Origin of the sequence: Novosphingobium sp., from assembly GCF_036820275.1 — a bacterium.
In the GTDB taxonomy this organism is placed as follows: Bacteria; Pseudomonadota; Alphaproteobacteria; order Sphingomonadales; family Sphingomonadaceae; genus Novosphingobium.
The window spans coordinates 80116-92346 of the sequence record NZ_DAISLT010000025.1; the positions used below are offsets into that span (position 1 = coordinate 80116).

At 57.1% G+C, this 12231-nt stretch carries 16 protein-coding genes; 9 read left to right on the forward strand and 7 right to left on the reverse strand.

Annotation, left to right across the window (positions count from 1 at the left end; translation table 11 throughout):
• Window positions 1–286: 286 nt before the first annotated feature.
• Entirely contained in the window at window positions 287–1462 is a 1176-nt protein-coding gene (locus V7066_RS18595; protein WP_334184469.1) for an ROK family transcriptional regulator, read from the reverse strand.
• 853 nt (window positions 1463–2315) lie between these two features.
• Between V7066_RS18595 and V7066_RS18600 the strand changes: the two genes are divergently transcribed.
• The 4 genes from V7066_RS18600 to V7066_RS18615 all read left to right on the forward strand — a co-directional run bounded on the left by V7066_RS18600 (window position 2316) and on the right by V7066_RS18615 (window position 4525).
• Window positions 2316–2615, forward strand: coding sequence for a hypothetical protein (locus V7066_RS18600; protein WP_334184470.1), 300 nt, complete (start codon window positions 2316–2318; stop codon window positions 2613–2615).
• A gap of 80 nt (window positions 2616–2695) precedes the next feature.
• Window positions 2696–3130 (forward strand): DUF7684 family protein, encoded by a 435-nt coding sequence (locus V7066_RS18605; protein ID WP_334184471.1) that lies wholly within the window; start codon window positions 2696–2698, stop codon window positions 3128–3130.
• 212 nt (window positions 3131–3342) lie between these two features.
• Window positions 3343–3957, forward strand: coding sequence for a hypothetical protein (locus V7066_RS18610; protein ID WP_334184472.1), 615 nt, complete (start codon window positions 3343–3345; stop codon window positions 3955–3957).
• A 118-nt stretch (window positions 3958–4075) separates the two neighbouring features.
• Entirely contained in the window at window positions 4076–4525 is a 450-nt protein-coding gene (locus V7066_RS18615; protein ID WP_334184473.1) for a GNAT family N-acetyltransferase, read from the forward strand.
• Window positions 4526–4532: 7 nt separating this feature from the next.
• On the opposite strand, the gene V7066_RS18620 is transcribed toward V7066_RS18615, so the two are convergent.
• Genes V7066_RS18620 through V7066_RS18635 form a run of 4 tightly spaced genes read right to left on the reverse strand, consistent with a single transcriptional unit; the run spans window position 4533 to window position 5718 of the window.
• Window positions 4533–4763, reverse strand: a complete 231-nt coding sequence (locus tag V7066_RS18620; protein WP_334184474.1) for a hypothetical protein — start codon at window positions 4761–4763, stop codon at window positions 4533–4535.
• Window positions 4764–4766: 3 nt separating this feature from the next.
• Window positions 4767–5075, reverse strand: coding sequence for a hypothetical protein (locus V7066_RS18625; protein WP_334184475.1), 309 nt, complete (start codon window positions 5073–5075; stop codon window positions 4767–4769).
• A 5-nt stretch (window positions 5076–5080) separates the two neighbouring features.
• On the reverse strand, window positions 5081–5296 hold the full coding sequence (locus V7066_RS18630; protein ID WP_334184476.1) for a helix-turn-helix transcriptional regulator: 216 nt from the start codon (window positions 5294–5296) through the stop codon (window positions 5081–5083).
• Window positions 5293–5718 (reverse strand): hypothetical protein, encoded by a 426-nt coding sequence (locus tag V7066_RS18635; RefSeq protein WP_334184477.1) that lies wholly within the window; start codon window positions 5716–5718, stop codon window positions 5293–5295. Before V7066_RS18635 ends, V7066_RS18630 begins: the two co-directional genes overlap by 4 nt.
• A gap of 787 nt (window positions 5719–6505) precedes the next feature.
• On the opposite strand from V7066_RS18635, the gene V7066_RS18640 reads away from it, so the two are divergent.
• Window positions 6506–8803, forward strand: a complete 2298-nt coding sequence (locus V7066_RS18640; RefSeq protein ID WP_334184478.1) for a TonB-dependent receptor — start codon at window positions 6506–6508, stop codon at window positions 8801–8803.
• A 47-nt stretch (window positions 8804–8850) separates the two neighbouring features.
• Here V7066_RS18640 and V7066_RS18645 read toward each other — a convergent pair whose 3' ends face one another.
• The gene (locus tag V7066_RS18645; RefSeq protein WP_334184479.1) at window positions 8851–9051 is read right to left on the reverse strand and encodes a hypothetical protein; all 201 of its coding nucleotides are present in this window, start codon (window positions 9049–9051) and stop codon (window positions 8851–8853) included.
• Between the two features lie 3 nt (window positions 9052–9054).
• Here V7066_RS18645 and V7066_RS18650 point away from each other — a divergent pair, with 3 nt between their 5' ends.
• Entirely contained in the window at window positions 9055–9552 is a 498-nt protein-coding gene (locus V7066_RS18650) for an MBL fold metallo-hydrolase (protein WP_334184480.1), read from the forward strand.
• Between the two features lie 11 nt (window positions 9553–9563).
• Entirely contained in the window at window positions 9564–9965 is a 402-nt protein-coding gene (locus V7066_RS18655; protein ID WP_334184481.1) for an ester cyclase, read from the forward strand.
• Window positions 9966–10153: 188 nt separating this feature from the next.
• Here the strand turns inward: V7066_RS18655 and V7066_RS18660 are convergent, their stop codons facing one another.
• The gene (locus tag V7066_RS18660; RefSeq protein WP_442947344.1) at window positions 10154–10525 is read right to left on the reverse strand and encodes a pyridoxal-phosphate dependent enzyme; all 372 of its coding nucleotides are present in this window, start codon (window positions 10523–10525) and stop codon (window positions 10154–10156) included.
• 525 nt (window positions 10526–11050) lie between these two features.
• On the opposite strand from V7066_RS18660, the gene V7066_RS18665 reads away from it, so the two are divergent.
• Both V7066_RS18665 and V7066_RS18670 read left to right on the forward strand, forming a co-directional pair.
• Window positions 11051–11509: a hypothetical protein gene (locus V7066_RS18665; RefSeq protein WP_334184482.1), complete on the forward strand. Its 459-nt coding sequence runs from the start codon at window positions 11051–11053 to the stop codon at window positions 11507–11509.
• A gap of 283 nt (window positions 11510–11792) precedes the next feature.
• A partial coding sequence (locus tag V7066_RS18670; RefSeq protein WP_334184483.1) for a hypothetical protein occupies window positions 11793–12231 on the forward strand: 439 nt, incomplete at its 3' end.

Below are 12231 nucleotides of genomic sequence, written 5' to 3' on the forward strand. Positions count from 1 at the left end.
AAATGCCGGATGAACCCCGTCCGAAGCTCAAGCCGGAGCGGCGGCGATCAAATGTTCAGTTGAATGCGGCCGACAGCCGTCTCCAAGGCGCGAATTGCCCCATTTTCCCTCCTGTGATGACGTTTGGCGCAGTCCTGGCGTGGTCGCCTCGGATGCTGGGTGGCTCTGCATATCGGCGCTCGTCAAACGAGCGCGTGCAGGCCGTCCCTACATTCTCAACCTATTCGGTGGATATAATTCGGTCAATGAACTAAATCTATCATTGGGAGAAAACCCAGCTTCTGGCTCAACCGGTGTAAATCCGTTCGAGCGCCAGGCTAGCCGATCCCTTCCAGATATCGTCCTCGTCAATCGGCTGCAGTCGGATGCTTGTCCGCTCTAACAGTGACGGCAGGACCTGCGAGGCGACGGTTTTGTGCAAGGCAGGCTCCATGAGCAGACCGTGCTGTGGATGCAGGGTCTGGACGACCACCCGGCCCGGATCCTGCTCGTTCACGTGGCTGGCGATGGCAGTGCCGAGCGCTCGTCCGGCGAGGTCGAATGCGGCGACTGCTGCCGGCTCTCCTCGTAGCGCATCCTCCACCGTCCGCTCGAACGAAGCGGAGAAGGCGGCGGCATCGCGGGGAAGGTCGCCTGTGAGGCCTGTGGATGTCACGATGCCGATTGCACTGGCATATGTGACGAGGCATCCCGTCCCTCCGCAGTGACAGGCTCGTCCGCCTTCGAAGGCCACTTTGACGTGGCCGAACTCGCTGTTCATCCCGTGAAAACCGCTTTGAAGCGTTCCTCCGGCATAACGAGCGGCGCCCATTCCAAGCTCCATGAGCGCAATGAGGGTAAAGTCGTCCTGGCCGCCATCCTCACCGAACCAGTGTGCTGCCCGGGCGAGAATGCTTGCGCGGTTTTCGAGAGTGACGGGCAGGCCAAGCAACTTCGACAGTTCGCTTCCCAGGGGTATCGGAGCGTGGGGCGCGGCCGGTGGCAGCCAGTGGATAACGCCTCCATGGCGATCTACATGGCCCGGAATGACGACGCCAACCCCGCCGATCGATGTGCGGTCGAGCTTTGACATAGCAACCGCAGCGTCGATGCAACCGGTTAGCCGCGCGGGCAAGCTGACAAGGTCGGTAAGGTCGCCCAGCACCGAAATGCACGAGAACAGCCGCTCACCTTGAAGGTTTACGATATCGATGGAAGCCGCGCCATCCGAGAGGGGAAAGAGCGCGACAGCGTGGCCCCGATCTTCGGCAATGGCTAAGCTGATGCGAGGGCGGCCGCGACCGATTGCCGGAACGACATTTTCGCAGATCAGGCCCGTCTCGATCATGTCGCCGACGATGGCGGTGACCGTGCTTTTCGTCAGGCCGGCCCGCTCCGCAAGCTCGGTTCGCGAAATACCGCTTTGGCGGCGGATCAGCTTGAGCAGCCGCAGGCGGGTTAGATCGTCTAAATTCTTGCGCAAAGAAGGAAACCATTCGGCAGATGGCTGACGGTCCCCGGAAATGAACCCGGGAGGGGCCGGATGTCAAATTTTCCGGCAGTTTGATCCAGATCCAGCGTGTCTTGTTTGACGACCGATCGCATCGCGGGCGTGCGTGGCAAAGAGCCTTCCCCACAAACGACGGCTTCGTTGGACGGAATAAAGCTGTGGCGTTCCCGGCATGTCGCCGCCGAACCCCGCCGCTACGCAGTCTGCGCGCGAACGTCAGCTTCGTTCCACGATACGGCGTTTAGCCGCGGTGAAACCGACCCTTATCGGACGCTCAGTATCCAATTTTGATCTCCAGGTCCTGACGGTCCGCTTTCCCGGCAGGTGTCGACCAACTTAAGCCGTTCCGAGCCGGCCTTCTGAGTGTCCACTTCTGCCAAAACTTGACAGATGTCGGCTTTGCAAGATTTTAACCCGAAACCTGCCTGACCGGAGGACCGGCGGGTCTGACAGGCCGATTTTATCCGCAACGTCGGCGAAACCCGACGTTCGCCGGCGGGAATTGGAACGATTGGGGTGGGGGCGATTGCGGACCTAGCTAATCCCTTCCGCGAGGGCGGAAGTCGCCACCCCTTCATCGTATCGGGATCGAGCGAACTTGAATGGACCAAAGCCTGTGTAGTTCCGCTTCGGGCGGTGTGGCTGCGCAAACCGATCCCAGATGACAATTTTTTCGTCTGCCTGGACGTGAGTAATGAGCGGCCAACACTCTGCTTCCCCGCACTCGCAGAACAAGGCATAGATTCCCCCTGCTTCGTCGCTCTCAATAGGACCTTCTTTTCCCAGAAAGTAGGAGGGCAACGGACTTAGATTGAAGTGACAGGGCATGGACGCCTCCGTATCCGCCAGCAGGGTCGTTGTGCCCATTCTCACGTTCGAAGTCGGTGACGAGATCGGCGAGCCGCAACCCATCGATACATGGCATCAGGGGCGCAGGCTGTCCATTAGTGCGCCCGACTTCGAAGGTAAGAGCATGAAGCATGCAACGGCTTTTAATGACCCTGAGAATGTCCGCAACGCGGCGTGTCCGGAACGGCAAGTCTCGGATAAAAATCGCGCAATCCTGCCTTTCCGGATTCGAGGCCTCCGCGATGCCATCTCTATGACCAGCATGGGGTGGAATTGACGACTGTCGGCTTTCAATCACACGCTGTTGATAGCTGCCTTTCTGCTTGCATGGGATCGAGACGAGATTAGTTTTGCGCGATGGCGCTGCGTGTTCTGCATCTATCGCCCAACCATTCTCTGCCCAGCGTAGAGCCTCGGCCCTACCGGGTAGTTTTGATTGCCGAACGGGCTGTGGCCCAAGTTTGGCGGGATGAAGTGGCATCGTGGCTAGTGGATCGCGGATGCCTCTACTTTATCGCTTGGGGTGTTGCGTGTGAGGATTGGCATGATGCCGTGGATTGGACTGTCTTAGAAGCTTTTGATTTTGGAGAGATACCGGACGACAGATTTGTAATGACGACATGGCATAGCAAAGAAACGCTACCAGAAGCGCTCTGGTTCGCTGAAAACTGTGCGACACACCCCAATGTTGATCTTACAGACACACTGATCGTCCATGTTACGTACGACGAAAAGCGCGCCGCCACATTGCAGCTTTACAGCCAAAGCCAACTGACGGCGGACGAAACCTAAGCTAAGGTCCGGTTTTGGAAGCCGACAAACGGGAAATAAATGGCGAGAATGTTGGCGCATCCGGTCAGGCGGGTTTCTGATTAAAATCGTGAAATCCTGCTGTTTCGGTTCCGGGAGCCGCCCTGTGCGGCGGTTATCTACCGGGATGTCGGGGGATCCCGTCATAGAGCCGAAACCTTGAAACAACCGGATTGTAGTGATTAACAGCAACCATGGAAAACACCGCATTTGCCCGTGCAGCAAACCATTTTGCCCTCGCTGAACGCCCGGATGACGCCATTAGTCTATACAGTCATTTATTTCACGAAACGATGACTTCCGCTGGCGAATTAGGTAGAGAGTTAAGGCTATCCCCTTGGCCGCAAAGTTCGGTTTTCTTTTTCTCAGATTATAATAGTTTGTTAATTCGACACCCCGAAATCGAGAATGCGAACTTCAATTTGTTGATTGGAAAGTGGTGGCGATATGCTCTTCTTCATCAGAAGATTCTTGATCGCAGTCCATTGATGGAACTCGAGCACTATCTTTCTCAGATAAGCGAGAGCCATGCTTCTACTAGTTGGAGCGACCACGTGGAAAAGTTGCCAGAGTGGATTGATGAAGGAGCCAAGGGCTTTCCTCCCATAGATGATCGAGATGGCGTCATGACTAAACGAATTATTGATCGAATGACGCATATCAGAGCCACAACTAAGGGGTGGCTATATGGATATATCTGGGGTAATTATTTTCTGACCGACGCCCAATTGCGAGAGGTTCCATCTGATGAACCTTTTGCTTACCTCGAGGCAACAAGAACGGCTCGGCCATCATTTGAAGGTCTCTGAACAATTCTGCGACCGCTCTGTTGGCAGCTCGGGAATGGCCGAAAATTGCCGCAACGTTGGGATTGCTGACCGATGGCTTTGGGGCAAATTGAGGTAACATCGCCATCGGAGCTTATCGATGTCTGAAGTTCGCCTTGCCATCCATTCGGATCTGAATGGCCTGCTACACCTGTTCGATGTTTCGGAGGTGAGTAATTTTGCCCAACCCTTGGCCCGAGCTAAGCAGATATGGGAAGAGACGTTGGCGAACAAGAATGTCTTCGTTTTCGTCGCCCAGGTTGATGCGGTGATCGCTGCGACTTGCATGCTGATCACCGCTCCTAATTTGCTGAGGCAAGGGCGCTCTCACGGATTTCTCGAAAACGTTATGACACACCCCGATTATCAGGGGCGAGGGCTTGGTAAAGCCGTGGTGGCGAACGCGCTCGAGCATGCCTGGTCGATTGATTGCCATCATGTGCTTATGCAGAGCGGTCGGTCTGACCCCAAAGTACATAGGTTCTATACGCAGTTAGGATTCAAACCGGGCTTGCGCGTCGGATACGTCGCCATGCGGCCGCCAAGATAACGGCGGCTTACCTTAGGCGTTCTTCATCACGATCTGCATCGCGGCTTTTGCGCTTGGCGACGTGCTCGGCAACTTCACGCCGGCGAGGATCTTGAAGAAACGAGAATGCAAGTCCAATGGTGAGGGCCACGCCCGCCATTCTGCCATTTCCCCTGACGGATTTCTTCGCTGCCATGATCGCGGGAGGCAATGCAACAATCAGGATAACTGTTACGCTTGCTGTGACGAGCCATTCCACCAATCAGCGCATCAGCGGAAGCAAGCCCCCCGCTAGGCCGAATAGAACCAGCAGGGTGATCACTATTGGAAGGCGATTATTTTCCTGCAATCTCGCGACATAGCGCGAGATGATCGCGTCGTCTCGCTTGCCGGTGAAAGCCCATGCAACGAGAACCAGCCATAGAACGAACGAGAAAAGACTGAGCGGGCTCAACTTGTAGATCAATTGGCGCTCGGGGTGCTGCCTAGCAAGGGCTACGATGGGCGGGATAGCGGTTAAAATGACCAGTCCGAGCAGTAAGGTGATCAAGACAAGCATAGCATTCGACATGATGATTACCTCGGGCCGGTGTCTGACTTGAAGGGGTTCTGGAACAGAGTTTCGACCGGCATGTTGAAGTATGCCGCGAGTTTGTAAGCAAGAGGTAGGGATGGGTCGTATTTATTGGCTTCAACTGCGTTTATGGTCTGGCGAGAAACGTCCATACGTTCCGCTAACTCGCCTTGGCTCAAGCCCCGTACGGCTCGCTCCTCCCGCAATCGGTTTTTCATGCTGCTTCCGACCGATGCGAAAGCCACCATTGCAGGCGTGCCAGCGCATAGCCCGCAAATTGGAGGAACCAAACCAATGCGGCGCCAGCGAAAAGCAGGCTACGGCCTCCTGCTAAGATTAGCGCCAGCAACACGCCGGCGCCGCCAGAAAAACCTCCACCCCAATACCAACTGGATAGGCGGCTATCGCGCTGCATGTGGTCCAAACTGCGCCATCGCGGCAACATAGTCAGGAACACTCCGGCCAAGACCGCTATTGCCACCACGCCCTGGACCATTGGAGGAAGATGCTCTGGGATGATGCCGATCAGCAACCCGCCTCCCGCGGCAGTCGCCGTCATCGCAATCCCCGCAATTCCGATCTTTCTTTGCCTTGCCGTGACCGCCATGTGCACTCCCTCGATGTAAAAAGAGTTATACATGTCTACTCCGCTGTCAAATTCTTTTTACAGGATGCCATTTCCTGAGCCGGTTTGTAGAGATGGAAGGTTCCGAGTTGGCGGCTAACCTCAAGTCATGCCCGTAACCTGTCAGTTTCGAACGGCGAGACTGCTCGTCCGGCGGCCTACCTCACGGATTCGTGAACGAACTCTTCGATAGAAACCCAACCGCCCCGGGCATGCTCGTTAATGGCAGGTTTGTCGGCGGTTCCGAACAGGCTATTATCAGGTTAAAGTCCTGAAAAGGCGCCATCTGGCAGTCTGAGGGGAACGGCATAAGCTGCTCGCGAACCACCGGATTAGCGGACGGGTCGCAGTTTGGGATTTGAATTTGGCGGCTTAACGACCGAGAAAGGTCGCGCTAGAGGCGGGCTATGACATTGGTATGACTAACTTCCTTGCTCGCTTGCCGATCCGGCCTTGGAAGGCGTTCGCCACAACATCCGCTCCAAGCTGGCTTGCAGGCCTGGAAGGGCGGGAGGCGAGGAAAACATGCCATCGATCGGCAGATGGCTGGGCAGGGCAGGGCACACCCATTGCCATCCTACTTCTTGATTGTTTGGCTGATAGCATTGATCGCAAGGCTTTCTGTTCGGGGGTGTCCCGAGCGTTGCCCAAATGTCGCACGACTTTTCGAAATCACTGTGCATAAAGTTGAATCCGCCGGATTCATCACCTTTCTCAACATTTCCAGCAAAATTCGGTAACAAGACTGTCATTGAGAGAAAGTAACCGCGCTTCCAGTTTTTGATCGAACAGGGAATGCGACGTGTCCAGGAAAGTGATCGCCAAAAAAGCTCTGCATCTGACCTGCGGTCTGGCTGCGCTTTGTATTTCGACCCATGCTTTCGCACAGGACACTTCGCCTTCCACGGAAGGTCTCGGCGATATCGTTGTTACGGCGGAGCGGCGCACCGAGAACCTCCAGCAGGTGCCGATCTCGGTCGGCGTGGTCGGCGGAGATCAGCTTCGCAGTTTCCAGGCGGCGGGCGACGATATTCTCTCGCTCTCCGGCCGCGTGCCCGGCCTTTATGCCGAGACGACGACCGGCCGCATCTTCCCGCGTTTCTACATCCGCGGCCTCGGTAACATCGACTTCTACCTTGGCGCCTCGCAGCCGGTCTCGATCATCCAGGACGACGTCGTTCTGGAGCATGTCGTGCTGAAGTCCAATCCGGTCTATGACCTCGATCAGGTGGAAGTGCTGCGCGGGCCGCAGGGCTCGCTGTTTGGCCGCAACACCACGGCCGGTATCATCAAGATCGACACGATCAAGCCGAGTACCGATCACTGGACCGGTCGTGGCAATGCCAGCTACGGTTCCTACAACTCGGTCAACGTGGATGCAGGCGTCGGCGGCCCGATCATCCAGGACGTGTTGGCGGTGCGCGTTTCGGGCCTCTACCAGCGCCGTGACGACTGGATCGACAACACCTACAGCGGCCCGAGCGCCGACGGCACCGTCTCGCCGAAGAAGGACGCCATGGGCGGCTTCGAGGAACGCGACGCGCGCATCCAGCTCCTGTTGGCGCCGACCGGCACGGGCTTCTCGATGCTGACGAGCTTCCACGCCCGCAAATATTCGGGCACTTCGACGATCTTCCATCGCGGAGCCTTCACCAAGGGCTCGAACGACGTCAGCGACGAACCGCGCAGCCAGATCGCACTCGACGAAGCGCACAACAACCCGCAGGCCTACGACACTTACGGCGCGTCCAGCCGCATCGCGATGGACTTCGGCCCAGTCACGCTCACCTCGATCAGCGCCTGGGAGACGACTTCGGGCTACAGCCGGGGCGATACCGACGGCGGCGCCGGAGCGGACTATCCGGTGAACGGCGTGGCCAATGGCTTCGGTCAGTCGCAGGGCAATGTGCGCGATCTCGACCAGCTCAGCCAGGAACTGCGCTTGTCGAGCAATGGCGACACCCGCTTCAAGTGGCAGGTTGGCGGCATGTGGTTCAACCAGCGCGATATCACCGAATTCTACCAGCGTGCCTATTTCCTGACGCCCCCGGCGAACAACCCCAACAACTGGGTGCGTCTGCGCAACGAAAACACGAGCTGGGCGGTGTTCGGCCAGGCCAGCTACGAACTGGTGCCGGGGCTGACGGTCATCGCCGGCGGTCGCTACACCAAGGACACCAAGAAGACCCGCCTCCTCAAGACTGCCGACACGGCCGCGGGCGCGGTCACTTATCGTGGACGCCGCTATGTGCGCCTTTCGGGCGAAGAGCCGAGCTGGGACGTCAGCGTGAACTATGAGGTCAATCCGAACGTCAACGTCTACGCCCGCGTCGCGCGCGGCTTCCGTGGACCGACGATCCAGGGCCGCTCGGCGGTGTTCAACTCGGACTTCACCACGGCGGATTCGGAAACGATCCTCTCGAGTGAAGCGGGGATCAAGACCCAGCTGTTCGGCAATCGCGTCCGCTTCAATCTTTCCGGCTTCGCCTACCGGGTGAAGGACATCCAGCTCAACGGCAACGACAGCGACGGTAACGGCGTCCTGTTCAACGCCGACAAGGCCGAGGCCTACGGCATGGAAGCCGAGCTGGAAGCGCGTCCGATCCCGAACCTCACGCTGACGGCGGGCCTCAGCCTGCTGCACACCGAGATCAAGGACAAGAACGTCTACGCGCAGGTCTGTGCGCTCAACGGCGTGGTGGTCTGCACTGTTCAGGACCCGACGATCACCAACGCCCGCGGCACGTTCGCGCAGATCGACGGCAACCCGCTGCCCAATGCGCCGAAGTACACCGCCAACCTCACCGCCCGCTACGACGTGCCGCTGGGCAACGGCGGTTCGCTGTTCGCGGCGACCGACTGGACGTGGCAGGGTTATACGAACTTCGTGCTCTACAAGACGGGGGAGTTCTATTCGAAGGGCGACTTCGAAGGTGGCCTGAAGGTCGGCTACTCGGCGCCAAATGGACGATATGAAATCGCCGCTTTCGCGCGCAACCTCACCAACGAGAAGAACCTCAAGGGTGTGATCGAGAACTACATGGCCGCCGTGTTCAACGAACCGCGCGTGATCGGTGCCTCGTTCTCCGGCAAGTTCTGATCTGAAGGGCGGTGCAGTCTGTTCCTGCACCGCCCTTCCGAAACAGGCTAAATCTCTTGCGAGATGTCCGGACTGCGTTCGCATATGTCACCAACCATGCGGATAATGCTGCAATCCGCTCGGGCTTTCTCGGCGCCATTATGGATATGATCATCGAGCCGTTCCAGATTGAAGCGCTCTCCGCCCAAATAGGTGAAACGCTCGCTTACTGAGAACATTTTCCGCTTCTCCCGTGCGTTCAGGCCCATCGAGTGATCGATGAACGTAAGGCATCTTTGCAAGGCTTCGCGGACGTTCGCAACCTGGCCGACGTGCCGGGCTTCGAGAACGTCACCTTGACGCGGACTTCCGGCCAGCACGGATCAGACGCAACAATGGCGGCCGCTGGGGCGGTTCTCGGCGAGGTCTGCGGCGTAGTCTTCAGCGCAGAAGGCGAGAAGACCCTCTACCTCGCAGGTGACACCGTTTGGAACTCGTCGGTCGAGGAAGTCCTGGCCAGCGCCCGGCCCGAGATCGTCATTCTCAATGCCGGCGACGCGCAGATCCCCGGTCTTGATCCGATCATCATGGGCAAGGAAGATGTGAAGCGAGTCCATGATGCCGCCCCCTTCGCGACCGTGATCGCGAGCCATCTTGAGAGTGTCAACCACGCTGTACTGACGCGAGCCGAACTGAACGCCTTCGTCACAGAGCACGATCTTGGCGACCGTGTGCTCGTCCCGGCCGATGGCGAAACTTACTCATTCTGAAAGGAAATTTGATGACCACCGAAGCAAACAAGGCCGTCGTCCAGGCATTCTACGACGCGATCAACCGCCGGGAATTCGATACACTCGCGCAATACTGCCACCCCGAGCTAAAGTTCTATCATCAGATGGACACCCCCCATTACGGAGTTGAAGGGTTCGTGGCATCGGAGCAGCAGAATTTCGAGGCCTTCGATGACTGGACCATGCCGATCATCGAGATGATCGCTGAAGGCGACAAGGTTGCCGCCTACCTTGTCTTCCAGGGCATCCACAGCGGCGTGCATCAAGGTTTGCCGGCAACCGGTAAGCACATTCGCTTCTCGCTGCTGATGCTGTTGACCCTGAAGGACGGCCAGATCATCGAAAAGCGCGCTCATTTTGATCGCACGGATATTCGCAACCAGCTTACCTGAGCGAGGCGCCGATGCAGCGAGGCACCCGCTGCATCGGCCCTGCTAACGTGCCGCGAGTAACGGATGTAGCGGCCGATCGTTGCGGAAGTGCCTCCCGTGCCTGCACCGCAGACGATCCAGGCGGGAACCGGATGTTCCTCCTGCGCCATCTGGTCGAAGATGCTCTGCACTATGTTGTTGTTTCCGCGCTAATCTGTCGCCCGCTCGGCATAAGTGAACTGGTCGAGATAATGCCCCGAGGTTTCGCGTGCGAGCCGCCGGGCTTCATCGTAGACCTGGCGGGGATCTTCCACCGTATGGATTTGCCCGCCGTAGAAGCGGATCGCATCGATCTTTGGTTGCGCCGTGGTGGCCGGTACTACGGCGATGAACGGCAGCCCAAGCATCCTGGCGAAATAGGCTTCCGAGACGGCGGTCGAGCCCGAGGAGGCCCAGATGACGGTCGTGTCGGGACCGATCCATTCGTTGCACAAGGCATTGAGGAACAGCGATCGGGCCAATCGGTGTTTGAGGCTGCCGGTCCGGATGGGAGCTTCCGTTGGGAAGTGCATTCGGGTCATTCAACGTCCAAGGAATTGACTGGGCATCGCCTGCGAAGGTGCGAATTCTCAAACAGCCGGGCGCCGACAAACCGGCAATGTTAACTCCGCGACGGGTGGAACAAGGCCTATCAGGTCACGATCTGGAACGGTGGCCACGATCGCCATCCCCATTCAGCGCAGCGCAAATGGCCGCAATCGAACGTGTTCGCTTGTTTGAAGAAGTACAGCAGCCAAGCGGCTGCAAACTACGAACGATCTTCGTATGGTAATGAAGGCTGTGAGACGGACCCAGCGCTCCTCAATGTCGGTGTGTCCGGACAGGCGGCTGCTGGGTTAAAATCCTGAGCTTACGACAAAACCAGACAGATGGCGCCATTTCACGATTTTAACCCAGAACCGGCCTTTCCGGAGCCGCCGACGTTGCGGTCGTTCCTAAATTTGCGAGTCATGTGCTAATCGCCAGGAATGTGGAAGCGCGGTTTACTCATCGGAATAGGAGCAACGCTGGCCTCGATTCTCATTGTCATCGCAGTAGTGTGGCCCTTGACGATTTTCCTGAGTTACGGATTAGAGCCATGCCAAAGCGACGATTTGATGCAAGCGACAAGCCGTATTGCACTTCCGCTTGCGTTCTTGGCGGCTGCCCGATTGCTTATCCGAGCGTGTCGAAAAAACTCGTGGCAGGATTTCGGGATCGCATTAGCTATTGTGGTTGCTTTTATTTTTCTTTCGGCGCTCACTTATAAACTCAATGAGAGCAACCAACGCCTGTGCGCCAAGAGGAGCTGGAGTGAAGCCGCAAAATATTGTGAAGCGAATATGAATTACTATCGGCGCAGCACAGATGCATATGGGTATGCAGTTTATACCCTGCAAGCACCGGGAACTACGGACGATGCGTGGGACTGTCTGCAGCGTTGGAAAACGCACAATGGGACAGTTTCTCTTGAAATAGACGAAAGCGTCCACGAAGCCGCAAGAGCGCATCATTTCGCGAATTGATAAATCGTCCGCTTCCCACCCATGCCGATCATAGAGATTGCATCACGGATGCCTTGAACCCGGAACGACAGGATTGCGCGATTTAATCGGAGACTTGCCGTTCCGGACACGCCGACGACGTTGATATCAATCCGACACGCCCGTAGCATTCAACAATGATATTCATTCGTGCAACGCTTCGTCTCAGCTTGACCATCGGCTGCAATGCCGACGCTATGATGCCGATTTTCGATGTTAGTCGCGGCAAAGCCTTGGAGTTTCTCTCTATCTCCTGTGAAAAGTCATGACTGCAGCCATCTCCATTGGGACATTGCTAGCGCAGGTGCCAACCGGCGAAGACCGGCTTTTTCGCGCCCCCATCACCGGTGCTATCGAGGAGCGATTTTTCAAGGTTCACAGCAACCGGGATTATATCCTCAGGCCTGATTGGCAAAATCAGCCGTCAATGGAACAGGCTCCATGGACAGGTGCTCGAACCATGCAGCGAATATCGCTTTCAACGCTACCGGCGCCATTTGTGACGTTTGAAGGTGCTTCAGAGGACCTCACTGACTTTTATTCCACCGGAGGCCATGTCTGGTTCCTTTCGGACCGTTTAGTGACTTTAATCGAGACTTTGGACCCAGGGTCGCTCGACCGTCTTCCGATGACGATTGAAACTCAGGATAGAGGTGGCCGGGTTGGTCTGAACAGGGATCGGCGACGGCTAAGTGGATCGTCTG

Excerpts from the sequence above, each read along its gene's own strand:
- V7066_RS18600 (WP_334184470.1), top strand. The coding sequence starts at position 2,316 with ATGGACGCCTCCGTATCCGCCAGCAGGGTCGTTGTGCCCATTCTCACG.
- V7066_RS18605 (WP_334184471.1), top strand. The coding sequence starts at position 2,696 with ATGGCGCTGCGTGTTCTGCATCTATCGCCCAACCATTCTCTGCCCAGC.
- V7066_RS18610 (WP_334184472.1), top strand. The coding sequence starts at position 3,343 with ATGGAAAACACCGCATTTGCCCGTGCAGCAAACCATTTTGCCCTCGCT.
- V7066_RS18615 (WP_334184473.1), top strand. The coding sequence starts at position 4,076 with ATGTCTGAAGTTCGCCTTGCCATCCATTCGGATCTGAATGGCCTGCTA.
- V7066_RS18625 (WP_334184475.1), bottom strand. The coding sequence starts at position 5,075 with ATGTCGAATGCTATGCTTGTCTTGATCACCTTACTGCTCGGACTGGTC.
- V7066_RS18630 (WP_334184476.1), bottom strand. The coding sequence starts at position 5,296 with ATGAAAAACCGATTGCGGGAGGAGCGAGCCGTACGGGGCTTGAGCCAA.
- V7066_RS18635 (WP_334184477.1), bottom strand. The coding sequence starts at position 5,718 with ATGTATAACTCTTTTTACATCGAGGGAGTGCACATGGCGGTCACGGCA.
- V7066_RS18645 (WP_334184479.1), bottom strand. The coding sequence starts at position 9,051 with ATGGGCCTGAACGCACGGGAGAAGCGGAAAATGTTCTCAGTAAGCGAG.
- V7066_RS18655 (WP_334184481.1), top strand. The coding sequence starts at position 9,564 with ATGACCACCGAAGCAAACAAGGCCGTCGTCCAGGCATTCTACGACGCG.
- V7066_RS18660 (WP_442947344.1), bottom strand. The coding sequence starts at position 10,525 with ATGACCCGAATGCACTTCCCAACGGAAGCTCCCATCCGGACCGGCAGC.